Source organism: Beijerinckiaceae bacterium, assembly GCA_004564215.1.
GTDB lineage: Bacteria > Pseudomonadota > Alphaproteobacteria > Rhizobiales > Beijerinckiaceae > Methylocapsa.
On record CP024846.1, the window covers coordinates 630,600 to 655,738 of the forward strand.

Here is a 25,139-nt window from a genome sequence, read left to right on the forward strand (position 1 = left end):
GCCGGGGGCTCACCCCAGGCTGAACCACAAGGTCGCTATTCCCAGGAACGAGCCATAGCCGACCACATCGGTGACGGTCGTCACGAAAGCGCCCGACGACACGGCGGGGTCGATATCATATCGGGCCAGCAATTGCGGGATCAGAATTCCGCCCAGCGCGCCGGCAACAAGATTGGTCAGCATGGCAAGCGCGATCACCACCCCAATGCCGGCCATCCCGAACCAAAGGCCGGCGACCGCACCCGTGATCACTCCAAAAGCGGCGCCGTTCAGCGCGCCGACCATGACTTCGCGGAGAATGATTCGTGCCGCGTTCATGCGGGATAATTCGCGGGTCGCGAGCGCGCGCACCGCGACCGTCATGGTTTGCGTCGCCGCATTGCCGCCTTGGCTCGCGACAATCGGCGCAAGCACGGCGAGCGCCACCATTTTTTGCAGCGATCCTTCGAAAAGCCCCAGCACCGAGGATGCGATAAACGCGGTGATCAGATTGACGAAGAGCCAGGCAAATCGGCTCTTCGCCGTCCACCAGACCGTATCGGAAAGCTCTTCCTCATCGGAGACGCCGCCGAGCGCCTTCACTTCGGCGTCGGCTTCCTCCTGGATGACATCGACGATATCGTCGATGGTGATGACGCCCACGAGGCGCTCGGCTTCATCGACGACCGGCACCGACACAAGATTGTAGCGCTGAAAAATGCGTGCCACTTCCTCGCGGTCGTCGCTTGCTTTGACGCGCCGGCGGTCGGAAGACATGATCTCTTCGAGCTTCGCCGTGCTCCGCGCCCGCAAGAGCGTATCGAGGAAAATATTCCCCAACAGCCGGTAAGCCGGATCGACGATGAAGATTTCGAAGAAGGAGTCCGGGAGTTCTTCCTCGTCGGTGTCGCGCATGACGTTGATGGCATGCCCGGCGCTCCAAAACGGCGGCGCGGTGACGAATGTCGTCTGCATGAGCCGGCCGGCGGAATATTCCGGATAGTCGAGCGAGCGTTGCAGTTGAACCCGGTCCGCCGCCGGCAAAGCATCCAGAATTTCCGCCTGGTCCTCGGGTTCGAGGTCTTCCAAAATGCTGACGGCGTCGTCGCTTTCAAGATCACGGACACCTTCGGCCACGGTCTGGTTCGGCAGTTCCGCGAGGATCTCCTCGCGGATGTGATCGTCCATCTCGGTCAGCGCGGCGAAGTCGAATTCCGAGCCCATCATTTCGATGAGCTTGGGCCGCAGCTCCGGTTCGAGGGAGACGATCAGCAGGCCCAGATCCGCCTCATGCAGGCACCCGGCCAGTGCCTGCAGCTCTGCCGTATTCCCCGTTTCGATGGCGACGGTCACATCGTGCAGGAATTTCGGCACGATCGCGCCATTTTCATCGTAGATCGAAGTCTCGCTCGCGTTTCTGTCCAGGTTTTGCGATTCGGTCTCGGAGCGATCGTCGATATGGGTCATGCGCGATTTTGCCTCTATCAGGAGATAAGGGTTCATAGAACGGTTTCGGGCGGGCGCAATGCCGATTTTTCGGCGCCTGACATGGCACCGTCGCAGGAAGTGAGCTATTAACGAGCATGTACGCGAAGGTGACCCGGATGGCTTGGCAATCAAGCGCAGGCGCGATCGTACTTCTGCCGACCCTTATGCTGCATCCAACAGCGGCAAATACGCCATGTGCACCCGAGGCGCTCGGCGTGAGCCGAACCTTGCCCATCGGTACGGCGGGGGGCCTTCAGGTCGGGCTCAAGACCTACCCCCAGAGTCTGGTTCTGGAAGATCACGAGGTCGTCTTGACCTTCGACGACGGCCCGGCGGCGGAAACCACCCCGGCCATCTTGAACGCCCTGGCCAAGGAATGCGTGAAGGCGACTTTCTTTATCATTGGCCGCAACGCCGAGTCCCTGCCCTCCATCGTCAAGCGGCAAGTCGCTGAAGGTCATACGGTCGGCCACCACAGCTATTCGCATCCCGCCGTGACCTTGCGCCAATTGAGCGAACATGCGGCGCGGGACGAAATTCTGAAAGGCTTCGCCGCCGACGACAAGGCGGCCTATGGCACGGCCGTTGGGGCGCCGCGAGTGCCGTTTTTCCGGTTTCCCGGATTTGCCGACACGCCTCAGCTTGTCGACTGGCTCGCGACCCAAAACGTCGCGGTTTTCGGCGCCGATTTTTGGGCCTCGGACTGGCTGGACATAACGCCCGAGAAAGAGCTCGCCTTGATTTTGGAGCGCCTCGAAAAAGAAAGACGTGGAGTCTTGCTGCTGCACGACACGCGGCATCAGACAGCCGCGATGTTGCCGCAACTTTTGCGGGAAATGAAACAGCGCGGTTTCAAAATCGTCCACATCGTGCCCGGCTCGCAGCCAAACGCAACTCGCGCCGCGCCCGAGGGCTGGACATCCGAGACCGACAAAATCATCGCCGATGTTTTTGCCAAGTCACATCATCACGCCAGGGCCCACAGCCCAGCCAAGAACGGCGCAATGGGAGAAACCAAAGCTCCCGACGCAATGCCGCCCACAAGCGAGCCGAAAGGGCCGCCATCACCGGCTCAATAGAAAACGGTGAGGGCTTGGCTCGCGGCCCTAGAATCTTCGCTTGATAAAATAATCGCTGTCGACGATCGCCAAGGAGCGTCTGCCAAGACAACAGACAATCTTGGTGCGGCCAAGAGGACTCGAACCTCCACTGGTTTCCCAACTAGCACCTCAAGCTAGCGCGTCTACCAATTCCGCCATGGCCGCATTGTCCGCTCGGTGGAAAATCGATCGCACCGGCAGGCGCGTCGTCTAACAAATCGCTGCCAAGGTGGCAAGGCCGTTCCCGGCTCTCTCGGAGATAAAGCGTCTCCTGCGCTGTTTTCCGGGCGTCTTTCCTGCAAGCCCAGCGTTTGTTTCTTGCGGTCTTCCCTGAGGATGCGCATGTTTGCGGCAGCCCGCTAGGATGGGATCATGCCTTTGCGCGAACAAGTGCCTTCCCCCATGCTGCCCCGGCAGACCGCCGTCCCGGTCGAATGGAGCGTTTCACGAGCTCTTGTGCCTTATGAAGAGGCGGTTGCCTTCATGGAAGACCGGGTGGACGCCATTGCCGCCGGCAAGGCCCCGGAACTGGTTTGGCTCATCGAGCATCCCCCCCTCTACACGGCCGGAACTTCTGCGCGGGCGGGCGACCTCCTTGATCCCCGCTTTCCCGTCTACAAGAGCGGGCGTGGCGGCCAATTCACCTATCACGGGCCCGGCCAGCGCATTGCCTATGTGATGCTCAACCTCAATCGTCGAAGCCCCGACCTTCGCGGATTTGTGAATGCTTTGGAAGGCTGGATCATCGCGACCCTGAAAACCTGGAACGTGAAAGCCGAACGGCGCCAGGATCGCATCGGGGTTTGGGTGACACGGCCGGACAAATCGGCCGGAGCCGGAGGAGAAGCTGCCGAGGATAAGATCGCGGCGATTGGAATCAGGGTCAAGCGCTGGGTTTCGTTCCATGGGATTGCGCTGAATGTCGCGCCCGACCTCACTCATTTTTCCGGAATTGTTCCCTGCGGGATCGCCAGCGCTCATTATGGCGTGACAAGTCTCCAAGACCTTGGTCGTTCGCTTGGCATGAGCGAGGTCGACGCGGCGTTGCGCGAACAATTCGAACCGATTTTTGGAAACACCAGCAGGCGCGATGCCGCTTAATTCAGCTCGACGACCAGCCCTTCGTGCAAGGTCACGCGGCGGTCCATGCGCTCAGCCAGCTCCATGTTATGGGTCGCGATCAGGGTCGCAAGCCCTGTTGCCCTGACAATTGCGTCGAGCGCCTCAAAAACAAGGCTGGCGGTTTTCGGATCGAGATTGCCGGTCGGCTCGTCGGCGAGCAACAGACCGGGCCCATTGGCGACCGCGCGCGCGATGGCCACGCGTTGCTGTTCGCCTCCGGACAACTCTGACGGCCTGTGTTTTGCCCGCGCGGAGAGTCCCAGATAGTGGAGCAATTGCTCCGCGCGGGTCTTTGCTTCCCGCGATGAAAGACCGGCGATCATCTGCGGCAACATGACATTTTCGAGCGCCGAAAATTCCGGCAGCAGATGGTGAAACTGATAGACGAAGCCGATCTCGCTACGCCGAAGCGCGGTGCGCGCGTCATCGCCCATGCGCCCTGTCGCTTCGCCCGCGACAAAAACTTCGCCGGCGTCGGGCTTTTCAAGAAGGCCCGCGATATGAAGAAGCGTCGACTTGCCGGCCCCGGAGGGCGCAACCAATGCCACCGATTGCCCACCCCACAGGCAGAAGTCCGCGCCGCGCAAAATCTCAAGCGGAGAGCCCGCCTGATCGTAGCGGCGTTCGACCTTTTCGAGACGAAGCGCGGGGGGAGCCATCGCTATTCGTACCGCAACGCTTCGACGGGATCGAGTTTAGCCGCGCGCCAGGACGGATAAATCGTCGCCAGCACCGAGAGCACGAGCGTCATCGTCACGACCGTTGCGACATCGCCCGGATCGACCACGGATGGCAGCCGCGACAGAAAATAGAGTTCCGCCGGAAACAGGTTTGCATGAAGCAAGTGGTTGAGAATTTGACGCAGGGATTCGACGTTGTTGGCTACGAGCAGGCCGAGGAGAAATCCCGCAAGCGTCCCGGCCACTCCGATCGAAGCGCCCGTGATGAGAAAAATCCGCATGACTCCGCCTTGTGTCGCGCCCATCGTACGCAGGATCGCGACATCATGGCCCTTATCCTTGACGAGCATAATGAGCCCCGACACGATATTGAGCGCGGCAACAAGCACGATCAGCATCAAAATGATGAACATGACATTGCGTTCGACGTTCAGTGCGTCGAAGAATGTTTTGTTTCGCTCTCGCCAATCGGTCATGATCATCGGCCGCGTGATCGCCCGGTCGATCTTGCTCTTGACCGCATCGAGCGCTTCCGGCTTCGGGACGAAAATCTCGACGACGCTCGCCTCATTGTCCTTGTTGAAGAAGCCCTGCGCTTCCGGAAGGGCCATATAGACGAACAGATTATCGAATTCCGCCATGCCGATCTGAAAAATCGCAACCACCGGATAGACCTTGCTGCGCGGCGCTATGCCGAACGGAGTTTGCGCGCCATTTGCGATCAGGATTTTGAGCTTGTCGCCGATCCGAAGCCCGAGATTTTCGGCGAGTCTTTGGCCGATGGCAACGCCGCCCGCGGCATCAAAGCCTTCCAGCGTGCCCATTTTGACATTGGCGGCGATGCCCGGGAGGCGCTTGATATCGGCCTCCCGGATCCCGCGCACGAGGGCAAATGCCATGTTGGTCGTCGATGCGGCGGCGGGACTCTCGATCATCGGGATGACCAGGTCGACGCCGGGGACTGCCGAGACTTGCTTCACCACCTCGTCATAGTCGGTAAACTGGGTTTCGGCGGCCTGAAGAAAAATATGTCCGTTGATGCCGACGATCTTATCCAGCAATTCCTTATGAAAGCCGTTCATCACCGACATCACGACGATCAGCGTGGCGACTCCCAACGTAATTCCGAGAAATGAAAAAAGCGCGATGACCGACACGAAGCTCGTCTTGCGGCGCGCCCGCAAATAACGCAGAGCGATCATCCATTCGAAAGGTGCGAAGGGGCGCGTGCGCTGGGCGGCTTGCATCAGGGCCCCTTAAGACGCGCGATGGTGGCGGCCACGGAAAGATTTTCGCGGGCGCCGGTCGCCCTGGTCTTGAATTCGACGGTGCCGGACGCGAGCCCCTTTGGACCGACGATAACTTGATAAGGCAAGCCGATCAGATCAAGCTTGGCGAATTTTGAGCCCGGCCGCTCGTCGGTATCGTCATAGAGCACATCCACACCCGCTTTTTCGAGGGACGCATAGATCTCGGCACAGGCCGCGTCGGCGGCAGCATCGCCGACCTTGAGATTGGCAATCCCGACCTTGAAGGGTGCGACCGCCTCCGGCCATATGATCCCATTTTCATCGTGGCTCGCCTCTATCAACGCGCCAACGAGTCGCGAAACTCCAACGCCATAGGAGCCACCCTGAAACGGCCGTTCAACGCCATCGGGCCCGGTGATCAAGGATTGCATCGGCTTTGAATATTTGTCGCCGAAATAGAACACCTGGCCAACCTCGATGCCACGCGTATGAATCCGCTTTTCTTCCGGAGTTTCGCGCTCGAACCTGGCATTATCGTGGACATCCCCGGTCGCCGCGTAAAGCCGCGTCCATTCCTTGATCACTGATGTCAGGTCCCCGTCATAATCGGTCGTCTCGGGCGGGACAGGCAAATCCAGGACATCGGCGTGACAAAATACGGCCGATTCGCCGGTTTCAGCCAAAATGAGAAACTCATGGCTCAAATCGCCGCCGATCGGGCCGGTCTCGGCTCGCATCGGAATCGCCTTCAGCCCCATGCGAGCAAAAATTCGCAGATAGGCGACAAACATTTTATTGTAGGAGACCCGCGCGGCGGCTTCATCGACATCGAAGGAATAAGCGTCCTTCATCAAAAATTCACGCCCCCGCATGACCCCAAATCGAGGTCTCTGTTCGTCACGGAACTTCCACTGAATATGGTAGAGGATCTTCGGCAGGTCCCGATAGCTCCGCACATAGGCGCGGAAAATTTCGGTGATCATGTCCTCGTTTGTCGGACCGTAGAGAAGCTCGCGATCGTGTCGATCCTTGATCCGCAGCATTTCGGGACCGTAAGCCTCGTAGCGGCCGGTTTCCCGCCAAAGATCCGCAAGCTGGAGAGTTGGCATCAGGAGTTCGATCGCGCCGGCGCGATCCATTTCCTCACGCACGATCTGTCCGACTTTTTGCAGAACGCGAAGCCCAAGCGGCAGCCAGGCGTAAATTCCTGCCGCCTCCTGCCGAATCATGCCCGCGCGCAACATCAAGCGGTGCGAAACAATCTCGGCTTCCTTCGGTGTTTCGCGGAGAATCGGCAGAAAATATCGGGAAAGGAGCATTCTCAAACAAGCGTCAGGAGGAGCGAAAGGGCCGCGGTCGGTTTAAGCGGATCCGTCTTGAAAGGCAAAGATGCGCGGCCCATGCCTTAAGCCAAACCATCCGATCACGCCAGCCTCACGGTTCGCCCAAACAGCAAAGCCTCTCCAAGGGGGCAGGACCCCCGGCGAAAACGATTCCTCGGTCTTATCAAAAGCTTGGCCTTAAAACCGATCAGCTTCCACAGTTTGGGCTTGGCCGAGCCTTGCTTGGCGTAGAAAATGAGGCATAATATTTAAGAAACATAAACATCCACGGTTTATTGGATCAAGAAACGCGAGTCGCGGAGAATTCCCGGCCAATACTGGCTCACGCCGTCCGAGGGGGAAAAGTGGATGTCCAATGTCGCGGGCAAAGCTTACGGCATGACTGTCATCTCGCCGATGCGGCCGCGCCTGACGTCCACGACTCGGTTCATCTTCATTTTTTCGCGCGCGATTCCGTCCCGATTCAAGGGACTGATGGGACTGGCCCTCATCCATTTCGCGCGATGGGTCATCATCAAGCGCGAACAATGGCCCGATCTCGGTCAAGGCAAACAGAAGCTGCAGAATGATTACATGCTGTTCTGTAGCAATTTCAACGGCACCTGGGATCAGTATATCGACGCTTTTTCGGATGGTATTCCGAATGGGCTGGATCTTTTCTGGTATTCGAGCACGAAATACCCGCACTCGATTCCGATCACACCTTTCAAGAATTACATCCGACTAAACCAAATCGACACGGATTATTACTATACCGCGACACCAGGAGCGGCGCAGCGCGATATCAAGGCGGCATTACGCGTGCGGCGCGCCATTTTGACCCTTGTCGCGCAACGGACGACCTCAACGCCGAAGCAATTTCAAGCGGCGTATATCGAGCAACTCCGCCTGGTTCAAAACGATCTCGGCTACCAAGGATATGCTCCGGTTGCGAGCAATGACACAAAAGATGCCGATGCCAATCGCGCCGATTACCTGAAGCAGCAGCCGAAGGCGGCCGCGACGCTGATATAATCCATATTGCTGCAATTTAAGCCGGCAGAGCGGGGAATCGATTATGCCGACACTCGATGGCGGACATTATTTCTTGACTACGCTCGTGCCGGTTAAGACCGAGCCGGTGCGGGACGACGGGGTAATAACGTCTCCGGTTCACGCTTTGCGCAAGCAGCTCGCCAAGCTGCCGACCGCGGCGCAATCGCCTTCTTTCGGCGGCGGCCAAAGCCCCTTCGCACGCAATACGCGCAACCATTTCGCCCGTTTGGTGATCATCGACGACGTTGCTTATGTTGGACGTGAACCCATCAATACGCTTCGCTCGACATTCAAGCAGACCGATCTCTTGGTCGCACAGCCGCAGGATCATCTTTCGCACCCGTTTCTGCTTTTCGTCGCGGAGTTCGATGCCGCAAGCGGCGATGATTCCGAGCGCAATTCCTATCTGACCCTTCTCTGGGAGACGATGCAAAAGGAGCTGAAGGAAATTTTCACCTTCTGCTACGACTTCGATGCGAAGGTGTCGGATGCCGCGTCCTTCGCGGCCTATATCGCGCGCTGCCAGATCGAGACGACGATGCCTTACAATGATTATTACATCGACAAACTCGATCTGCCGGACTGGCCGTTCAAAGGCTACAAGAACGCCGCTATAACCGCAGGCCTTGGGGCGCTCGGGCTGGGAATTTTCGGCGCATCGGTTTGGGGTCTCATGCCCGGGCTCACCTTGTTTTTGATTGGCGCGCTGCCTTTTGCATACATCCTCTACGCCGGCTATTCGACCATGGTCGCAGCGGCTGCAAAGCCCTTCCCGGCGGCGCCGGACGGCAATCTTCCGACGATTCTCAAGGCTCTGCATCTGCAGCGGGTGTTCACCCGGTTTGCGATCGACTCGCAAATGCTGGCGGTCGATGCGGATCCTGCATCGGCGCAAAAGCTTCAGGATAATTTCGGCGCCTTCGTCAAACTCAATCAGCCGGACAACCTCGCCGCGCCTACCCAGCAGCCTGGCGTTATCGGCATATAGAGGCGCAAATGGCCGTCGTACTCGATCTCGCCGATATTCAAGGCAATATCCTTACCGCTTACGGACGGCAGGGCTTCCCAAAAGCCCGCTTCATGCTCTTTCATATCGACAGAGGCGATTATGCGCGGAAATTCGTGTCCGCATTGCTGCCGTCGATCACCACGGCCCTGCGCTGGCCATCGGCCCAGGCAATCCCGACCGGCAAAATCGCGGTGGAACGTCCTGAGGTCACCGTCAATATAGCGTTCACCTGGTACGGTCTCCTCGCGCTCGGCATTCCTACCCGCACATTGCGTGGCATGCCGGATGAGTTCATCGACGGCATGACATTGCGCGCGCCGATGCTCGGCGACGATTTCAAGGGCCCCCAGTGGAAGGAGGCTTGGGACGAAGTCTGGTTTCACAACGGCAGCGACCGCGGCACCCATCCGGACACGGTGCATATCCTCATCACGCTCAATGCGCAGATGAATCCGGACGGAACAGCAGTCGCGGCCTTAGAAAAGAAAACCCGGGAAATCGAAGTGCTGCGGCTGACCACGGGCGGCCTCAGGCTTCTCACCGGCCATAATCAAAAAGGCCGCCCGCGCCAACAATTTCAAGAATTGTCGGCAATCCTGGAGCATGGCGCGGATGGCAAGGTCAAAGCCGTGGCGAAGGAGCATTTCGGCTTCACCGACGCGATCGGCGACCCGGTTTTCGAGGGACAATATCCCGACGGATATGAACGCCATTTTGCGGTCGGCAATGGCGCCCTCGACAGCAAGGGCAATTGGCGTCCCCTGGCCACGGGCGAATTTCTGCTCGGCTATCCTGACGAGGGGCAAGAGATCGCAGGCGCGGCGATGCCGTTGAGTTTCAGCCGCAACGGCACATTCATGGCCTATCGCAAGCTCCATGAAAATGTCATCGCGTTTCATGATTTCATGATGAAAACGGCGGAGCGCTTTGGAGCTGTCTTCGGACTCCAAAATCCTTACGATGCGCGTGAAATGCTCATGGCAAAGATGGCGGGACGCTGGTCGGACGGCGTGCCTCTCTCGGCGGCGCCGACGATCGAGGCCTGGAAAGCGTTTAACCTGAAATATCCAGACGTCGACTATACCGCCGACAAGCCGGGCTGGGCGGCTCGCTATGCGGCACTCACAAATTTTACCTTTCGGGACGATCCCGACGGGAGCAAATGTCCGATGACCGCCCATATGCGGCGGACCAATACACGGGATATGCTCGATCCGACCGGCCTTGGCACCTCCGCCTTGAACAATCGGCGCCGTATCCTGCGGCGCGGCCTGCCCTATGGCGATCCAACCACCCGTGTGAGCGATGCCGAAGAGCACGGACTCGTCATGCTGGTCGTCTGCGCGAGCCTGTTCCGGCAGTTCGAATTTCTTCAACAGCAATGGATCAACTCGGGATTCGTCGCCGGCGCGGGCAATGACACCTGCCCCCTCGTCGGCAATCATTCCGACGGCAAACCCGGCGGGGAACATGGACCCAAAGCCAAATATGTCATTCCCGCCGCACAAGGATCTGGCCATCCGCCCTTTATCGTCGAGGGCGTCCCGCAATTCGTCGAAACACGCGGGGGTGAATATTTCTTCGCGCCGAGCATGACTGCCTTGCGGATGATCGGTATGGGCGTGGTCGACCCAACGTGAAACTCGTAACGATGGGGAGGAACGATCGATGACATTGCCAAATTTCGTGGCGGTTCTTGGACTGCGCCTGCGGATGATTTTCGAGGGGCTTGTCGCACTGTACCAAATTCCCGCGGCCGTCTTTGCAGCCAAGGGCTCCGGCCTGCGGGAAAAGGCAACGGCGGCGTTCCAGGAGCCGCTGGTGCAAAGGCAGGGCTTCCGCGTGTTTCGTGCCTTCCTTCCCAATTCCCCTGTTCTGCCGAAGCGCTTCGTCAAATCCTATCCCAATAATGGCACGGCTCTGGTGACCCGCCACGATGACGTCATCGAGGTGCTCGATCGAAATGCCGATTTCGAGGTTGTCTATGAACCTCGAATGCGGGCGATCACCGGAGGAGAAAACTTCTTCCTCGGAATGCAGGATACCGCGCTTTATACGCGCGATGTGTCCAACATGCGCCTAGCGATGCGGCGCGATGACGTTGCAACCTTCGTCGAGCCGCTGGCGCAAGGGCTGGCCAAAAAGCTTGTCGCCGAAAAATCCGGCCGAATTGATGTGCCGCCTGACCTCACCCTGCCGGTGCCGACCGCGATCGTCACCGATTATTTCGGCGTCACGGGGGCGAGCGACGGCGATTTCATGAACTGGGCGACCCTGATGTTTCGCTATCTCTTCGCCGATCTGACCGGAGATCAAAAGCTAGAGCACGACGCCCTTGAAGCCGCGGCTTCCTGCCGCTCGGTAATCGATGCCACCATCGCTCACCGCAAGTCGACAGGTGAGCAGAAGGACGATGTGCTCGGACGTTGTCTTCCTATGCAGGCAGCCGGCCTCCCCGGCATGAGCGATCTCGATATTCGCAATAACCTCCTCGGCCTGGTCATCGGTGCAATTCCCACGATCTCCAAGGCAAGCGTTCTGGCCCTCGAACAATTGCTCGACCGGCCCGCCGCCTTTGCATCGGCGCAGCAGGCCGCACTCGACGGCGACGACAGTCTGTTTGCCGCCCATGTCTTCGAGGCACTTAGGTTCAACCCGATCAATCCCTTTATCTATCGGCGTGCCGCGCGCGACACGCAGATCGCGGCGGGACATTTCCGCGCGCGCAAGATCCCCAAAGACACGATGGTGCTTGCGGCCAATCTCTCCGCGATGTTCGATCCCTTGAAAATCGAAGATCCCGAGGCCTTCCGCGCGGGTAGACCCTGGGGCGACTATATCCTTTGGGGATATGGACTCCACGGCTGTTTCGGTGCCTATGTCAATCGCGCGGTCTTGCCAGCGATCCTCAAACCGCTTGTGATGAAGCCGGGTCTGCGGCGTGCGGCTGGCGAAGCGGGCCAGATCGACACGGGGGGGACCCAGTTTCCTCAGCATTTCGTGCTCGAATGGAACTAAAGCAGGCGATGGCAAAAAAGCATCATTTAGCTTCCGCTAGGCTTCAAACCTTCAAGATCTGCTCCACGATATTCAGCAGCGCTTGGCGATAGGCGGCGAAGGCGAATTGTTTTTCATAAATCCGGCGCGTGGGTGAAGTTTTTCGGTCGGCCCCGCGCTGGTGACGATTGGCAAAGACAAGCCGCATGGCCGCTGCGAATTGGGCGGCGGTTTCGGCCACAGTCACATTTGATAGATGCGCCGCGTCGAGGCCGCTGCCGCGAAAGGCGAGTGGCGTTGCGATGAGCGGTGCGCCGCTCGACAGCGCCTCGATCATTTTGATCGAGATCCCATGCCCGGCAGTTGCCGGCAGGAGAACCCCCGCGGCTTTGCCATAAGCGGCATGAAGATCGCCGACCCGGCCCAGAAACAAAGGAGCGTAGGCCCGATAGAGACTTGGCGCATGGCTGCGCATCTGTTGGTCGATATTGCCAAGGATCTTGACCGGAACACCGGGGGCCAGCGGCATCACTTCTTCCAAGAACCAAACGAGACTGAGGACATTGGCATGATTGGCACTGGCGATAATGATGAAATCCTCGCCGCCCGGACCTACCTCCGCCGATTTGACGGTCGGATAAAGCAAGGCATGCCGCTTTTCGGGAACGAGCTTTTGGAAAGCCGCAGCCTCTTCATCATTGAGATGCACCAGAATATCGGCCGGCTGCATGGCCTCGATTTCGATTTTAAGCATGTCCTCAAAACTGGCCGCCGGCGGGAGTGTTAGTCCGCCGCGATGGCGCAAAGCGTATTGGCGCGCCTGCAGATCATGGGTGTCGAGAAGAATGGGACATTGAGCCCGGTCGCGCAGGCGCGTCGCAACCGCCATGCAGAAAAAATGGTTGCAATGGATGAGATCGATGCGCGGCAGACTCGCAAGCGCGACCGGGAGCGCAGCGAGCTTTGCGATTTCGACCCGCATGGCCGCGTAATTGCCGCGGAGCCATCGAGACAGAGCGGCCAGAAAGCCCGCGTTCACGATTTTTTGTAGCGGCATGCCCGCGTAGAGACGAATATCGGCCTCAAGGTCGCCGCTCGCGGCAAAATAGGCTTTGCAGGACGCAGATCCGTCCACACTTCCTGGCGTGTCGGCGACGGCGAGGCTGACGACCGTTGCGCCGAGGCTCCGATAGGCCCGCGCTTGAGAGACAAAAACCTGATGACTGCCGCAGGAATGCCATGCCGGGTGAACGATCGTCACGACCTTGCCGGCGAGCAGCCCGTCGCGAGCGGGAGCCGCGGACGGCAAAGCTGCACCTTTAGGATTACTCAACCATCGCAAAATTCGCAAAATACGGCTCCAACGGGGCCTTGCACCGGCCCCAGCCGAAAAAGCAGGGGTCCAGGTTGGGCCGCATAAGCTTCGGCTTGATCGAAACGGCTCGGTCAAGCTACAGGGACCTGAGATTTCTTCGCAAGGGCTCCAGGCCGGATAGAAAGAACAAGCAATTCAGAAAACCGACACCAGACTCAAGAATAATAGCTTTGCAGTCAAATTTCGGACCAAAACTGGCGTTGCTTATCCTCTCTTCGCGATCCCATCGATATGGCAATGGCCTCAATTCAGAGTGAATCCTAGAGCAAATGGAAAATTCAGTTTCACCCAACAAGAAGAACTATGGCATCGCCGTCATCGCCAATGACAAAATCATCAACTGGCTGCTGCCATTTCTCGAAAGCTACCTCGCGACAAATGCCGCTACGCCGCTTTATCTCATCCCCTATGACGACAACGTCGCTTTGACGCGCCGCGCGGCCGATATTTACGGGGTTCATTTCGTCGACCCGGATAGCGCAGAGCTCGACGCTCTGGCGAAGCGGCTCTACCCGTTGTTTCCCGGACATCGCCGCCGTCTGCGCAAGTTCCTTGCCTTGGCACTGCCGCTGGACGAAGTCATCTATCTTGATGTCGACATAATTTTGTTTCGTGATTTCAGCAAGATGTTCGGCCGCCTCGAAGCCGGCAAGAGCGACTTCATCGTGGCGGCGCCGACAGCCGACTATGTCTATAATCGAAAGCGCAACCAATATGATTTCCTTCGCGACGTCATGTTGTTCAATGACGGATTTTTCGTGACTTCAAAAGAAATTCTCAGCCTCAAGGATTTCTACGAAGTGATCGAACAGGACGAGAAGATTTTTCATGCCGTACGCCAGCGCGGCATGTTGTTCGCGCAACCGGTCACCAATTTTGTCACCCATCGGCGGGGTCTGAAAATTACCCCTTTGCACAAATGCCTCCCAGGGGCGTCGGGCGAAAGCTTCTACAAAGCCGAAGGCGTCACATTCGACGCCGAGGGACCGCGCGACGTCCTCGGCAACAAGATCTATTTCGCCCATTGGGCCGGAGCTGTAACGCTTCCGAGCCGCCGCGTCTTCGATGCGGCGTGGCGGCAACTCTCTCACAAGGCTGCGGCCCGGATGAAGATTTGACCAGCTCTTCCCCAGACGATGCGGGCGGGACGTAGCCAGCGATGCCTCGTCTTCTGTTCATTTATTTTGCCAAGCGGATTGCGATTTCGTCGCTGCTGATAGCCTTGGGCCTTTGCGCTCCGGTCGTCATGACTTCGCTTTTCCATTATCTGCCACCGGCCGCGATCCGCGGCGGGCTGCTGACACCAGCGCTTCTTGGGACCTTACCCACGGTTCTCTACATCGCCCTGCCGATGGCCGTCGGCGTCGCCGTCGCGCTCGAGTTCGCGCGCATGTCGTCCGACGGGATGATCGCGGTCCTCTATTCCATACGTCTTTCGGTTTGGGCGATTTGTCTTCCGGCTGTGTTCGTTTCGATCGTCGCGGTCGGAGCCGGCTATTGGATCTCCTCGGATTTCGCACCCTCCAACGTCGGCAAGATGCACGATGTGATTCACGTGATCCGCAATTCGCTCAATCACAGAATGCTGGAGCCGGCGCAGTTCTACACCTTCAATAATGGTGCGCGGACGATCTATTTTCAGCGCTGGCGCTCCCCGGATGTCGTTTCCGGCATGTTCATCCATCAACTTTCCGCGGAAAAGAACGAGGAGCAAATCATCACCGCGGCCCAAACCGAGTTCCGGCGTAACGCACAGGGCGTCGTGTTGATCCTGACCAATGGATCGATCCAAACGCATCCCATCGACGGTTCGGCTATTCGGACGGCGAATTTCGATGAATATGCGATGTCGATCGACATGCAGGGTTCAACCGGCTTGCCACAACGCAGTTGGCGCGGCGTCTTCGAATTGCCGTTGACGGGGTTTTTTCACCAGAGGCCGTCCAGAATCTGGGCCCCGCGCCTTTATGCCGAATGGATGAGCGAAGCCGCCAAGCGGTGCGGCATCCCCTTGCTGGCCTTGACCCACGCGCTGCTTGCGATCGGGCTCGTGCTGAGCGTCTCTTCGGCGAGCGGCCGCGGATCTTCGGCAACGACAGCGACGGTGCTGGCGATCCCGGCGATCCACGTCGCCATTCTAGTGTCCGCAGAAACCTTGGTGCGCCAGGATCCCCGGCTCATTTGGTTGGTCGGCTTCGCGATTCTCGTCGAATTTGCCTTGGCCCTTTTTCTCATAAGGCGGCAAAACGCGAATTTTCCGGTGCCCAAGGATCTCGTCGCGGCGCCGGTCGGCTAAGCCAATTTCAGCGTCTCGGCGATCGCCATCTTTGGCTTGCCCTCAATCGTCTCGCGATAAGCGGCGATGACATGGCTTGCGGCGCCAAGGTCGCGCACCGCGCCATCCTCGATCCAGAGCACTCGATCGCAAAGGCTTTCCAGGGCCATCAGATCGTGGGACACGACGAGGATCGTGCCATGCGCAGCGAAATCCTTGATGAAAGCATCGCATTTCGCCCCGAAGGTCGCATCGCCGACCGAGAGCGCTTCATCCACAATCAGAATCTCCGCATCGGCATGCGCACAGACGGCAAAGGCAAGCCGCGCCGCCATGCCGCTCGAATAGAGCTTGAGAGGCTGATGAAAGAAATCGCCGATATCGGCAAAGGCGGCAATCTGGGGAAGCCTGGCTTCGATGGCGGACCGGCGCAGGCCCAGAATGGCCCCCCCGATCAAGGCATTCTCCCGGCCAGTCAATTCATGGTCGAACCCAGCGCCGAGCGCGAGGATCGGCGCGACCCGGCCGGTGACTTTCGCCGTGCCGACGGTCGGCAAGGTGATGCCGCAGATAATCTGCAAGAGAGTGGTTTTGCCAGCGCCGTTGCGGCCAATGATGCCGATCCTTTCGCCGCGGCGGACCTTGAAGCTGATATCCCGAAGCACCCAGTGCTTATGGTAGAACTGCTTCCAATGGCCGAAGATCGCCTGCTTAAGCTGATCATTGCGCCGCATATAGAGCTGGAACGCTTTGCCCACGCGATCGCAGCTAATGACAACATCAGATGACATCGACGAACACGGCCTTGTATTGCATGAAAAAACGATAAGCGAAAAAGAAGATCAGAATTGAGGCCAAAACCGTCCCCCCATAGAGGAGCAAGCTTGGGAACCTGTTGAACAAAAGGAGATCACGGATCATTTCGACGTAATTTCCGATGGGATTAAGATGCAGATAGATGCGCAGATCGGGCGGCACGTCATCAATCGAATAGAAAATCGGCGTCGCGAACATGAAAACCGGCACGATCGAAATCATCAGATGCGCGACGTCGCGGGTAAATGATCCGAGCGCCATGAGAAACCACGAGATCCCGAGCAGGAACAAGAAGAACGGCACGAGGACAAAAGGCAAAAGCAAACTGGCCGGCGGAAGCCACCGCGTGAGCACCAGTTCGAACACCAGGAGCACCCCCAGACTTATCCCGGCATAGACGGTGGCGCGGATTGTTGCCGTCCAGGCGAGCGTCTCGCTCGGAAAAATCGACTTTTTGATGACTCCGGCATGTTCATGCAGGAGGCCGGGCGATCGGTAGGCGAGTTCGCTGAACAGGTTGAATACAATCAAACCGGTAAAGATTGACAAAGCGTAACTGCCGACGCTGCCGCCCTTCGCGGAGGCAGGAACCCCGACAGCATGTGAAAAAATGACCGTATAGGCGCTCAGCATCACCAGCGGCCCGAAAATCGCCCAGACCCATCCGAGGATCGACCCGCGAAATCGGACGGCTAATTCCCGCCTGACGACGGCTCTTATCAACTCGCGATAATGCCAGGCGTTGGCGAGAGGTGTCAGCAAATTCATTTATGTACAGATCTTAATTTTGGGCCGATGGAAAGATTCAGGCTCGGCGAATTGAGGCGATGTAGACCAGTTTGAGGCGTCCGCGTCAACGCCGACTGGGAAAAGCTACCGATTACCGCAGAGATTTTGTAAGGGCGTCGATAGTATCTTCAAAACCTGACGTTTTTCCGACGAGATGTCCCAACATCAAGGCGCCTTCGAGTGTGGCCAGAACGAGTTTCGCAGAATGGGCCGGAGTGAGCCCTGCGCGAATCGTCCCATTGTTCATCCCCGCTTCCAGCACCGATTCCAGCCAAACAAGATGCCGGTCGAAAAACGCCGCCAAGCCCTCCCGCAGGCGGTCGGGCAAAATGTCGCGCTCACACGCCATGACGCCGCAAAGGCACCCCTGACCTTGACGCATCCCCTCAAGATAGAGCTTGGCATAGGCCTCCAGCCGCCCGATGCCAGACTCGCTTTGTTCCCAAATCGCATGAAGCGCGGCGTCATAACGCTCCGTGTAGCTCTCGATGAGCGCGGCTCCCAGATCCTCCTTGCTGGGGAAATGATGATGGATGCTGGCCTTGCGGATGCCGATGGCCGCGGCTAGGTCGCCGTAGCTGAAGCCCGCATAGCCGCGCGTCCGCACCAGGAATTCCGCCTGCGCGATCAAACGGCTGCGTGTATCGATCGCCGTATTCGCCCGCCCGTGATCCAAAAATCTGCCTCGCCTCCGTTGACGCCGGAATACTTACCTACTAGTAGGTAGACCAATGGAGTGAGCATGGCAAACCACGATTTCGGCGTCGTCGGTGAAACAAAGCCCCCCCTCGGGCTGGCTCCCACGCGGCGCAATGTGCTCCTCGGCGGATTTTGTCTCTGTTGCTTGCCGTCGAGACCCAGAGCCAGCCCCTCGGGGGCGATGGCAATGGAAGAAATCGCGGCCGGAATCCATATCCGCCGCGGGCTCGATGAAGAGGCGACGACTGACAACGGCGATGCGATCGCCAATATCGGCTTCATAATTGGCAGCAAAGGCGTGCTCGTCACCGATGCCGGCGGAAGCCGCGCGGATGGCGAACATCTGCGGGCCGCGATCAAGCAAAAAACCGACCTGCCGATCAAATATGTCGTGATCAGCCATGTCCATCCGGATCATATTTTCGGCGCGAGCGCCTTTGTCGGCGAGGGTCCGGTTTTTGTCGGCCATGCCCAGCTGGCTCCGGCCCTGCAACAGCGAGGTGATTATTACAAAAACATCCTGACCGAACTATTGGGACCGGATCGGGCTGGAACATTTGTCATGCCGACCTTGGAGGTTCGCGACGGGGCCGAGCTCGATCTCGGCGATCGCATCATTGAAGCCAGGGCGCATGGCATCGCCCACACGAATTGCGATCTCAGCCTGTTCGATAAAAAGACTGGCACGCTCCTGCCTGCCGATTTGCTGTTCGTGCAACGTATACCCTCGCTCGATGGAAGCCTGCGTGGCTGGCTCAAGGAGCTCGCCGCCCTAAAGGGGCTGGGGGCGCTGCGCGCCGTTCCCGGGCATGGTCCGGTCTCACTGGATTGGCCGGCTGGATCGGCCGACATCGAGCGATATCTTACGACTCTGGAGCGTGACACACGGCGGGCGATCGGCAAGAATGTCGGTATTGACGCCGCCGTCAAGACCGTTGCGGCCTCCGAGCGCAGCGCCTGGACATTATTCGACGCCTATAACGACCGCAATGTCGCCGAGGCTTACAAAGAACTGGAGTGGGAATGATCGGCGATCGATCGCACGGGAGATCGGCATGAACAGATTTACAATCGGGATGGCTCTTGCCGGCGCGATGGTTTTCTCAAGCGCGGCGGCTGCCCAAGACGATGAATCCGCGCGCGCCACGCGCTGGAACGAGCTGGCGCAAGAAATTTTCGTCGGCAAGCAACTTCAAAATGGCGACGCCAAAATTTCTCTCGAAGCCCCCGATCGCGCCTTCGACGCGGCGCTCGTCCCGATCACGATCAGCGTGCAAAACCCGGAAGACGTCAAAAGCATCTATCTGGTGATCGACGATAATCCGGCCCCCGTCGCCGCGCATTTCACGTTCGGACCGGCCGGAGATCCGCAAAGCCTGAAGCTCCGGGTTCGCGTCAGCCAATACACGAACATCCATGCGGTGGAAGAAACCAAACAGGGTGTGCTTTATGAGTCCCATCGCTTCGTGAAGGCATCCGGTGGCTGTTCCGCTCCCTCTGGCTCCTACGACCAAGCGGCGCTCGCAGGCATCGGCGACATGAAGCTGCGACTCGTCGGCGATCCGAATCCCGGCCCTTTGCGGGAGGCGCAACTTTTGATCCGGCATCCCAACTTCAATGGAATGCAAATGGACCCGGCGACGCAAGGCTACACCCCGGCCCGCTTTCTCAAATCGATCGACGCGACCTTTGGCGGCGCACTGGTCTTTCATCTCGACAGCGACATCTCGCTTGCCGCCGACCCTGCCATTAGTTTCGTTTTCAAAGCGCCTTCCAAGGGCAAATTGGCGATCACCGCGCGCGATAGCGACGATGCCGTTTTCGAGCATAGTTTCGATTTCGATTCGCAGGGCAGCTGATGCAGATCCCGAAGTCGCCCCTGCCGCTTGCCATCGCTCTGGCCGTGCTGGCTTTTGCTTTCCTTGCGGGAGCCACCAAGGCCGAGGTCCCCGAACCGCCCGGCTATTGGACCGGCCCCATGCATGGCGACGTTCCCGCGACATTGAGCGGCGCGGAGGTCGTGCGTACCGAGGCCCTGGCAGAGGCCATCCAGAACGGCAAGATTGTTTTGATCGATGCCGCGAGCGTCCCGCATCGTCCGGACAATTTGCCGAGCGAAACACTCTGGAAGCCCGTGCCGCATGAAAATATCGCCGGAAGCATTTGGATTCCCGGAATTGGCGAGGCAAATCTTTCCGCGGATATTGAGGCGTTTTTCCGGGCGCGGCTCAGTACGCTGAGCGGCAACAACCTCGATCATCCCATCGTGTTTTATTGCCACCCGATGTGCTGGGCGAGCTGGAATGCCGCCAAGCGCGCCATGAGCTTCGGCTACCGCAGAGTGATCTGGTATCCGGACGGCGCGGAGGGCTGGCAAGCCGCCGGCCATCCGCTTGCCACCGCGCATCAGGAACCGTCCGTGCAATCGGAAAAGTAACGCTTACACGATTGTATTGACCGCCCGCCAACGCGCGGCCGTGACGCTCGGCTCCAGGCTCAAGCGCCCGACGATATATTCGAGCGCGATTTCGCGCCGCTTTTCCGAGGTGAGTGTGGCCATCACCGAAACGCGATCGCTCCCCTCGATATCGGTGCTCTCGAGCTCGCGCAGATGCAGGTCGCTAACGCCAAAGCCTTGCACCAGGAGCGCCCGGACATTCGCCTCCTCCGTCCCCTGGCATGTCACGGTGACAATATAGGACGTTTCCACCTCCGCGGATTCGAGCGGCTGCCGGTTCACCAATTGCACCAGTGGACGCAGGATCAGATTTACGCCGACGACAAGGCCGGCCGCGACGAAAGAAAGGCCCCAATGGCCGGTGCCGGCCAGCAGCCCAACCGCGGAGGAACACCACAGCGTCGCCGCGGTGTTCAAACCGCTTACATTGACGCCCTCCTTCCAAATGACCCCGGCGCCGAGAAAACCAATGCCGGTGACCACTTGCGCGGCAACTCGGGTGGGACTTTCGTCAGGGAATTGGCTGGCGAAAACAACGAAAATAGCGGCCCCGAGCGCGACCAGCGTATTTGTCCGCAAGCCGGCCAAACGCTGCCGCCACTGCCGCTCGAAACCGATGATGCCGCCAAGGAGAAGGGCCACGAGCAAATTGAGCGCGTCGTTTTGAAATGCGGGAGTGAAGAGAGCTGACATAAAACGTCCAGGGTCGGGATTGGAGCGGACCCGCGTGATAAAGCGGCGGCTCGTCGGTCTGCACCGCTTAAGCGTAGAATTTTCGGCGATAAGCTGGTCTTATGACAGTAAGATGTCGGAACGAATCGGCGCGCCTGCCATCCGTCCGCTCCCGGACCTGGTTTAGCTTCATGCGCGTTTGGGTTTAGAACTTTTTGTCGCCGCGAAAAGATTATATTGAATCCTCAGACATTCGCTTGGGAGCTTGGCCATGTTGATTCCGCCGGCGAATGGGGCTTCCTTGCTCAACTCAACGCGGGCGCAACGCTACGCTGCGGGCCGGGCGCTACGCACCCGTGTTTCCCGCGAGAGCCATGCGGAATGCCCGCCAGCATCCGATCGCGATCCGCTGGCCATTCTCCATGCGACCGACGCGACCCGCATCCCAGAGCTTCTGCCGATCCGCTATCAGCGCATGGCGGTTTCTCCCTTTACCTTTCTCAGAGGCGCGGCCGCTGTCATGGCGCAGGATCTGGCCACCCTGCCCCACGTCGGGGCGCAGGTTCAGGCGTGCGGCGATTGCCATCTGATGAATTTCGGGGCTTCCAACACGCCGGAAGGACGGGTGCTCTTCGACATCAATGATTTTGACGAGACACTGCCCGGCATCGATTTCACGGTCGATCTGAAGCGGCTCGCTGCCAGCGTGGCGGTCGCCGCGATCGATGCCGGCATGTCGGCCAAAAAGGCCCGTGCCCTCGCCCAAGCCACCGTGCAATCCTATCGCGACTTCATCCTCGAACTCGCGAAGATGACCCCGCTGCAAATCTGGTACATACGGATGGACGTCGGCCACGAAGCCAAGCGAATCGCCAACGTGAGGCTGCGGGAAAAAATTCTTTCCATCTTGGTGAAAGCCAAGAAAGATTTGGCGAGCGATGATAATTTCCCGCATCTGGCGACCACCGAGGCGGGCGTTGCGCATATCGAGGACCGCCCGCCGCTGATCTATCATTTCGATACCGAGGCGACGAAGGGCTATAAGATCCATGCGCATTCGGCCTTTTCCAACTATCAGGCTTCGCTCCTGTCCGAACGGCGCCGGCTGATCCAACACTACGCGCTTTCCGACATTGCCTTTAAAGTCGTCGGCGTCGGCAGCGTGGGGACATTCTGTGCCATCGGTCTTTTCATGTCGGCCGATGCAGAGCCTTTGTTCCTGCAGGTCAAGGAAGCGCAAGCGTCGGTCCTCGAAAAGATCGTGGGAGCGCCTGAAGTCCCGCTTCAACAGGGCAATCGCGTGGTCGAGGGTCAGCGCGCCCTCCAGGCGGCCAGTGATATTTTCTTGGGGTGGACCGAAGACCCAAAAACCAAACGGCATTTTTATGTACGGCAGCTCAAGAACCGCCGGCTTGGCTCGATCGGAGAGGTCGTCGAGAACAAGGCCCTCGCCGGCTATGCCAATCTCTGCGGTCGAACCCTGGCGAGGGCGCATGCCCGCACCGGCGACCCTGCCCTTCTGGCCGGCTATATGGGCAAATCGGACGTGTTTGACGATGCGATTGCGGCCTTTGCGATCGCCTATGCGCGGCAAACAAAGCACGATCACGCTTTGCTGAAGGCCTCATTGGAATCAAGCGCTCGACCTTCGCATAAGTGATTTGCGGCCGGCTTTTCCCCTCTGATCGACCGCCTCCTTCCCCGCGAATAATTTTCTTCACAGCGTGGCCTAAGCGATTAAGCCCCTTGCAAAAAAGAAGAATGAGTTTCGCAAAGATCCGTAGTAAAAGCCGGCGCTGGACAGAAAACCGTGGGCGGCGAAGCATGCGGCTTGGCGCTGCGTCCCTGGTGGCAGCGAGCCCCTTGTGCCGCGGAGGCTTCGGGAGTTTATGCCACTTTGCCCTTAGATTCGCGCGTCGCTTGAGCCAAGCGGCGGCGGGCCCTGGTCGCAGGGTCGCTTGAAGGAGATTGTTTTCATGGGTTTGTTCCCACAAATTTTCGGCATGGAAAGCACGGCCCGCCACGCGAATCGGCGCGGTATCCCTGCACGCGCTGCCATGATGGTCGCCTGCGCGCTGGCCCTCGGCGCGGCCGGGTCCGCTTGGCCCATTCTCGGCGTTTCCTCGGCTGCAACATCGAAGGGACCGGACTCCGTTGCCGACCTGGCGGAGGCCGTAAGTGATGCCGTTGTCAATATTTCGGCCACCCAGACAATGGATCAAAAGCACGCCGGCAACGCCCCTCAGCTGGAGCCAGGCACGCCATTCGACGATTTGTTTGAAGAGTTCTTCCGGCGCCACCAACAGGGCAACAAAGACCGGGGGGGAGATCAAAAACAGCGTGAGCGTAAATCGAATTCGCTCGGCTCCGGCTTCGTGATCGACCCCTCCGGCATCGTCATCACCAACAATCATGTCGTCGCGGACGCAAATGAAGTGACGGTCATTTTCACGGATGGCCAGAAGCTGAAGGCCGAAGTGCTCGGCAAGGACGAGAAGGTCGATGTCGCGGTGCTGCGCGTCAAACCGGACAAGCCGCTGAAGGCGGTGAAGTTCGGTGACAGCGAAAAAATGCGTGTCGGCGATTGGGTGGTGGCCGTCGGTAACCCGTTCGGCCTCGGCGGTACCGTCACCGCCGGCATCATTTCCGCCCGCCATCGCAATATCGATTCCGGTCCCTACGATAATTATTTCCAGACCGACGCGGCGATCAACAAGGGCAATTCCGGCGGCCCGCTATTTAACATGGCCGGCGAAGTGATCGGCATTAACACGGCCATCCTATCGCCGAGCGGCGGTTCGATCGGTATCGGTTTCGCCACCCCCGCCGCAACCGTGATTCCGGTGATCGACCAGCTGGAAAAATTCGGCGAGACACGGCGCGGCTGGCTCGGCGTGCGCATTCAGAACGTCGACGACACGATCGCCGAAACTCTCAATCTCGGCCAGGTGCGTGGCGCGCTTGTCGCCGGCACCGACGATAAGGGTCCGGCCAAGGCCGCCGGTCTCAAGGCTGGGGACGTGATCGTCAAATTCGATGGCACCGAGATCAAGGAATCCCGCGATCTGCCGAAGATTGTCGCCTCGGCGCCGGTCGGAAAGGATGTTGAAATTGTCGTGGTGCGGCAAGGCAAGGAGCTGACCAAGATGATCAAGCTCGGCCGCTTGGAGGACAATGAAAAGCGCACCTCCCTCGCCGCCAAACATGAAGAACCGGGAAAGAGCGTAACCGCGGGCCCGGTCGAAAAGGCCCTCGGAATGGAGTTTTCGGGCCTTACGGACGAGCTGCGCCAGAAGTTTTCCATCAAGAGCAATGTCGCTTCGGGAGTCGTCATTACCGACGTCGACCCCGAGTCCAATGCCGCGGACAAACATGTTCAGGTCGGTGACGTGCTCATGGAGATCAATCAGGAACCGGTGAAGGACCCCGCGGACATCGCCAAGAAAATCCAGGCGCTCAAGAGCGGTGGCAAGAAATCGGCCTTGCTGCTGGTCGCCAACGGCCAAGGTGAGGTGAGGTTCGTGGCGCTCGCCTTGCCGTAATCCGGCTCCCCTGCACCCAGTAAGTTTTAGCGGCTCTAATCTGCCCTCTGCTTGACAGTTGAAGGCCGACTCCCTAAGTACGGAGCGCCCACTTGGCACTCGCATTTGGCGAGTGCTAACAGGGTGCAGTTTCAATTCAGCCGCATTGTCGCGAGGGGCCTCTTGGGCGCCTCCTGCGGCGCATCAAGGAACCAAGAGACATGAGCTTTCGTCCTTTGCACGACCGCGTCGTGGTCAAACGTCTCGAAGGTGAGGAAAAGACTAAGGGCGGGATCATCATTCCCGACACCGCCAAGGAGAAGCCGCAGGAAGGCGAGATCGTCGCCGTGGGGCCCGGCGGTCGCGATGAAAACGGCAAGCTTACCCCCCTCGACGTCAAGACCGGAGACAAGATCCTGTTCGGCAAATGGTCGGGCACCGAGGTCAAGATCGATGGTCAGGATCTCCTCATCATGAAGGAGAGCGACATTCTGGGCGTCGTCGCCTGAGCCCGGCTAAAGCCGTTCACCC

The 25,139-nt window shown here is 58.9% G+C and carries 23 protein-coding genes and 1 tRNA gene; 14 read left to right on the top strand and 10 right to left on the bottom strand.

The window, feature by feature from the left end:
* Positions 1–9: 9 nt before the first annotated feature.
* Entirely contained in the window at positions 10–1,446 is a 1,437-nt protein-coding gene (mgtE, locus tag CU048_02995; protein ID QBR72614.1) for a magnesium transporter, read from the bottom strand.
* 116 nt (positions 1,447–1,562) lie between these two features.
* On the opposite strand from mgtE, the gene CU048_03000 reads away from it, so the two are divergent.
* Positions 1,563–2,546 carry a polysaccharide deacetylase gene (locus CU048_03000; GenBank protein ID QBR70413.1) on the top strand — a complete coding sequence of 328 codons (984 nt, stop codon included), beginning with the start codon at positions 1,563–1,565 and terminating at the stop codon, positions 2,544–2,546.
* A 101-nt stretch (positions 2,547–2,647) separates the two neighbouring features.
* On the opposite strand, the gene CU048_03005 is transcribed toward CU048_03000, so the two are convergent.
* Positions 2,648–2,732: transfer RNA gene (locus tag CU048_03005), tRNA-Leu, on the bottom strand.
* Between the two features lie 207 nt (positions 2,733–2,939).
* On the opposite strand from CU048_03005, the gene CU048_03010 reads away from it, so the two are divergent.
* Positions 2,940–3,668, top strand: coding sequence for a lipoate-protein ligase B (locus CU048_03010; GenBank protein QBR70414.1), 729 nt, complete (start codon positions 2,940–2,942; stop codon positions 3,666–3,668).
* Here the strand turns inward: CU048_03010 and CU048_03015 are convergent.
* From CU048_03015 to CU048_03025, 3 genes are read right to left on the bottom strand one after another with little or no spacing between them, the layout of a single operon-like run.
* A complete protein-coding gene (locus tag CU048_03015; protein QBR70415.1) occupies positions 3,665–4,348 on the bottom strand; it encodes an ABC transporter in 684 nt (227 codons plus the stop codon). The genes CU048_03010 and CU048_03015 overlap by 4 nt on opposite strands.
* Before the next feature lie 2 nt (positions 4,349–4,350).
* Positions 4,351–5,616 carry a lipoprotein-releasing system transmembrane subunit LolC gene (locus CU048_03020; protein QBR70416.1) on the bottom strand — a complete coding sequence of 422 codons (1,266 nt, stop codon included), beginning with the start codon at positions 5,614–5,616 and terminating at the stop codon, positions 4,351–4,353.
* Positions 5,616–6,938, bottom strand: coding sequence for a proline--tRNA ligase (locus CU048_03025; protein QBR70417.1), 1,323 nt, complete (start codon positions 6,936–6,938; stop codon positions 5,616–5,618). The genes CU048_03020 and CU048_03025 overlap by 1 nt, the downstream gene beginning before the upstream one ends.
* A gap of 372 nt (positions 6,939–7,310) precedes the next feature.
* Here CU048_03025 and CU048_03030 point away from each other — a divergent pair, with 372 nt between their 5' ends.
* From CU048_03030 to CU048_03045, 4 genes are read left to right on the top strand one after another with little or no spacing between them, the layout of a single operon-like run.
* On the top strand, positions 7,311–7,976 hold the full coding sequence (locus tag CU048_03030; protein ID QBR70418.1) for a hypothetical protein: 666 nt from the start codon (positions 7,311–7,313) through the stop codon (positions 7,974–7,976).
* A gap of 43 nt (positions 7,977–8,019) precedes the next feature.
* Positions 8,020–8,985: a hypothetical protein gene (locus CU048_03035; GenBank protein QBR70419.1), complete on the top strand. Its 966-nt coding sequence runs from the start codon at positions 8,020–8,022 to the stop codon at positions 8,983–8,985.
* Between the two features lie 8 nt (positions 8,986–8,993).
* Complete coding sequence (locus CU048_03040; protein ID QBR70420.1) at positions 8,994–10,646, top strand: hypothetical protein; 1,653 nt, start codon at positions 8,994–8,996, stop codon at positions 10,644–10,646.
* 28 nt (positions 10,647–10,674) lie between these two features.
* Positions 10,675–12,024: a cytochrome P450 gene (locus CU048_03045; GenBank protein QBR70421.1), complete on the top strand. Its 1,350-nt coding sequence runs from the start codon at positions 10,675–10,677 to the stop codon at positions 12,022–12,024.
* Between the two features lie 43 nt (positions 12,025–12,067).
* Here the strand turns inward: CU048_03045 and CU048_03050 are convergent, their stop codons facing one another.
* A complete protein-coding gene (locus tag CU048_03050; protein QBR72615.1) occupies positions 12,068–13,357 on the bottom strand; it encodes a glycosyl transferase family 1 in 1,290 nt (429 codons plus the stop codon).
* Positions 13,358–13,647: 290 nt separating this feature from the next.
* On the opposite strand from CU048_03050, the gene CU048_03055 reads away from it, so the two are divergent.
* Positions 13,648–14,496 (top strand): hypothetical protein, encoded by an 849-nt coding sequence (locus CU048_03055; protein ID QBR70422.1) that lies wholly within the window; start codon positions 13,648–13,650, stop codon positions 14,494–14,496.
* 41 nt (positions 14,497–14,537) lie between these two features.
* Positions 14,538–15,674 carry a permease gene (locus CU048_03060; GenBank protein ID QBR70423.1) on the top strand — a complete coding sequence of 379 codons (1,137 nt, stop codon included), beginning with the start codon at positions 14,538–14,540 and terminating at the stop codon, positions 15,672–15,674.
* Here the strand turns inward: CU048_03060 and CU048_03065 are convergent.
* The 3 genes from CU048_03065 to CU048_03075 form a co-directional block, all read right to left on the bottom strand.
* Complete coding sequence (locus tag CU048_03065; GenBank protein ID QBR70424.1) at positions 15,671–16,444, bottom strand: ABC transporter; 774 nt, start codon at positions 16,442–16,444, stop codon at positions 15,671–15,673. The genes CU048_03060 and CU048_03065 overlap by 4 nt on opposite strands.
* On the bottom strand, positions 16,434–17,237 hold the full coding sequence (locus CU048_03070; protein QBR70425.1) for an ABC transporter: 804 nt from the start codon (positions 17,235–17,237) through the stop codon (positions 16,434–16,436). Before CU048_03070 ends, CU048_03065 begins: the two co-directional genes overlap by 11 nt.
* A gap of 112 nt (positions 17,238–17,349) precedes the next feature.
* On the bottom strand, positions 17,350–17,889 hold the full coding sequence (locus CU048_03075; protein ID QBR72616.1) for a TetR family transcriptional regulator: 540 nt from the start codon (positions 17,887–17,889) through the stop codon (positions 17,350–17,352).
* A gap of 111 nt (positions 17,890–18,000) precedes the next feature.
* On the opposite strand from CU048_03075, the gene CU048_03080 reads away from it, so the two are divergent.
* Genes CU048_03080 through CU048_03090 form a run of 3 tightly spaced genes read left to right on the top strand, consistent with a single transcriptional unit; the run spans position 18,001 to position 20,394 of the window.
* Positions 18,001–18,984 (top strand): MBL fold metallo-hydrolase, encoded by a 984-nt coding sequence (locus tag CU048_03080; protein QBR70426.1) that lies wholly within the window; start codon positions 18,001–18,003, stop codon positions 18,982–18,984.
* Complete coding sequence (locus CU048_03085; protein QBR70427.1) at positions 18,947–19,816, top strand: quinoprotein dehydrogenase-associated SoxYZ-like carrier; 870 nt, start codon at positions 18,947–18,949, stop codon at positions 19,814–19,816. The genes CU048_03080 and CU048_03085 overlap by 38 nt, the downstream gene beginning before the upstream one ends.
* Positions 19,816–20,394 (top strand): rhodanese, encoded by a 579-nt coding sequence (locus tag CU048_03090; GenBank protein ID QBR70428.1) that lies wholly within the window; start codon positions 19,816–19,818, stop codon positions 20,392–20,394. The genes CU048_03085 and CU048_03090 overlap by 1 nt, the downstream gene beginning before the upstream one ends.
* Positions 20,395–20,397: 3 nt before the next feature.
* On the opposite strand, the gene CU048_03095 is transcribed toward CU048_03090, so the two are convergent.
* Positions 20,398–21,108, bottom strand: coding sequence for a hypothetical protein (locus CU048_03095; protein QBR70429.1), 711 nt, complete (start codon positions 21,106–21,108; stop codon positions 20,398–20,400).
* A 250-nt stretch (positions 21,109–21,358) separates the two neighbouring features.
* Here CU048_03095 and CU048_03100 point away from each other — a divergent pair, with 250 nt between their 5' ends.
* The 3 genes from CU048_03100 to CU048_03110 all read left to right on the top strand — a co-directional run bounded on the left by CU048_03100 (position 21,359) and on the right by CU048_03110 (position 25,117).
* The gene (locus tag CU048_03100) at positions 21,359–22,747 is read left to right on the top strand and encodes a DUF2252 domain-containing protein (protein QBR70430.1); all 1,389 of its coding nucleotides are present in this window, start codon (positions 21,359–21,361) and stop codon (positions 22,745–22,747) included.
* Between the two features lie 343 nt (positions 22,748–23,090).
* Complete coding sequence (locus tag CU048_03105; GenBank protein ID QBR72617.1) at positions 23,091–24,629, top strand: serine protease; 1,539 nt, start codon at positions 23,091–23,093, stop codon at positions 24,627–24,629.
* A 200-nt stretch (positions 24,630–24,829) separates the two neighbouring features.
* The gene (locus tag CU048_03110; protein ID QBR70431.1) at positions 24,830–25,117 is read left to right on the top strand and encodes a co-chaperone GroES; all 288 of its coding nucleotides are present in this window, start codon (positions 24,830–24,832) and stop codon (positions 25,115–25,117) included.
* Positions 25,118–25,139: the final 22 nt, after the last annotated feature.

Coding starts and splice junctions, on each gene's coding strand:
- mgtE (QBR72614.1), bottom strand. CDS start 1,446: ATGACCCATATCGACGATCGCTCCGAGACCGAATCGCAAAACCTGGAC.
- CU048_03000 (QBR70413.1), top strand. CDS start 1,563: ATGTACGCGAAGGTGACCCGGATGGCTTGGCAATCAAGCGCAGGCGCG.
- CU048_03010 (QBR70414.1), top strand. CDS start 2,940: ATGCCTTTGCGCGAACAAGTGCCTTCCCCCATGCTGCCCCGGCAGACC.
- CU048_03015 (QBR70415.1), bottom strand. CDS start 4,348: ATGGCTCCCCCCGCGCTTCGTCTCGAAAAGGTCGAACGCCGCTACGAT.
- CU048_03020 (QBR70416.1), bottom strand. CDS start 5,616: ATGCAAGCCGCCCAGCGCACGCGCCCCTTCGCACCTTTCGAATGGATG.
- CU048_03025 (QBR70417.1), bottom strand. CDS start 6,938: ATGCTCCTTTCCCGATATTTTCTGCCGATTCTCCGCGAAACACCGAAG.
- CU048_03030 (QBR70418.1), top strand. CDS start 7,311: ATGTCCAATGTCGCGGGCAAAGCTTACGGCATGACTGTCATCTCGCCG.
- CU048_03035 (QBR70419.1), top strand. CDS start 8,020: ATGCCGACACTCGATGGCGGACATTATTTCTTGACTACGCTCGTGCCG.
- CU048_03040 (QBR70420.1), top strand. CDS start 8,994: ATGGCCGTCGTACTCGATCTCGCCGATATTCAAGGCAATATCCTTACC.
- CU048_03045 (QBR70421.1), top strand. CDS start 10,675: ATGACATTGCCAAATTTCGTGGCGGTTCTTGGACTGCGCCTGCGGATG.
- CU048_03055 (QBR70422.1), top strand. CDS start 13,648: ATGGAAAATTCAGTTTCACCCAACAAGAAGAACTATGGCATCGCCGTC.
- CU048_03060 (QBR70423.1), top strand. CDS start 14,538: ATGCCTCGTCTTCTGTTCATTTATTTTGCCAAGCGGATTGCGATTTCG.
- CU048_03065 (QBR70424.1), bottom strand. CDS start 16,444: ATGTCATCTGATGTTGTCATTAGCTGCGATCGCGTGGGCAAAGCGTTC.
- CU048_03070 (QBR70425.1), bottom strand. CDS start 17,237: ATGAATTTGCTGACACCTCTCGCCAACGCCTGGCATTATCGCGAGTTG.
- CU048_03080 (QBR70426.1), top strand. CDS start 18,001: ATGGCAAACCACGATTTCGGCGTCGTCGGTGAAACAAAGCCCCCCCTC.
- CU048_03085 (QBR70427.1), top strand. CDS start 18,947: ATGTCGCCGAGGCTTACAAAGAACTGGAGTGGGAATGATCGGCGATCG.
- CU048_03090 (QBR70428.1), top strand. CDS start 19,816: ATGCAGATCCCGAAGTCGCCCCTGCCGCTTGCCATCGCTCTGGCCGTG.
- CU048_03095 (QBR70429.1), bottom strand. CDS start 21,108: ATGTCAGCTCTCTTCACTCCCGCATTTCAAAACGACGCGCTCAATTTG.
- CU048_03100 (QBR70430.1), top strand. CDS start 21,359: ATGTTGATTCCGCCGGCGAATGGGGCTTCCTTGCTCAACTCAACGCGG.
- CU048_03105 (QBR72617.1), top strand. CDS start 23,091: ATGGAAAGCACGGCCCGCCACGCGAATCGGCGCGGTATCCCTGCACGC.
- CU048_03110 (QBR70431.1), top strand. CDS start 24,830: ATGAGCTTTCGTCCTTTGCACGACCGCGTCGTGGTCAAACGTCTCGAA.